The 434-nt window shown below is 57.1% G+C and carries 1 protein-coding gene; it reads right to left on the bottom strand.

Going from position 1 to position 434, the window contains the following annotated elements:
* Positions 1-170: 170 nt before the first annotated feature.
* On the bottom strand, positions 171-434 hold a 264-nt coding region (locus AC1D0P_RS30040; RefSeq protein ID WP_477680068.1), incomplete at its 5' end, for a hypothetical protein.

The raw sequence follows: 434 nt of genomic DNA, 5'->3' as shown, positions 1-434 counted from the left end.
GCCCTTCCCCGAGCATGCGGCGGCAATCCTCGACGGACAATCCCTCGACGCCGATCCTCTGTTCTCCCATGCGCACATGCTCCTGCACCGTTTTCCGGCGAGCAGACTACACGGTCGCGCATTGCTCGAAGCTTGATGACGTCAGCGCCGGATATGCCTTGAACCGAAAACTACTGGATCTTGTATTTCTGATAGGATTTTTCTTCAATCAATTCCGAGCCGAGCGCAGCATTGACTTCCCGCTTCAGTTCGGCCCGCTTGTCATTGGTGATGTAGACGGAACGCGCCAGCCTGATGAATTTCTCGCCGAAGTCGCCGCTATTCTCGCAGTCGCGGATATGGTCCTCAATGTCCCAGAGCGCGGCGTTGACGTCATAAAGCGCTTTCGTCAGCCTGATGACTTCGGCCTCAGACGCGTGGCGGCCGAGCTTCTC

The organism is Polaromonas sp. P1_G2, from assembly GCF_056405515.1.
The sequence above is the reverse complement of the archived record's forward strand: the minus strand, read 5'-3'. Positions and strand labels throughout refer to the sequence as shown.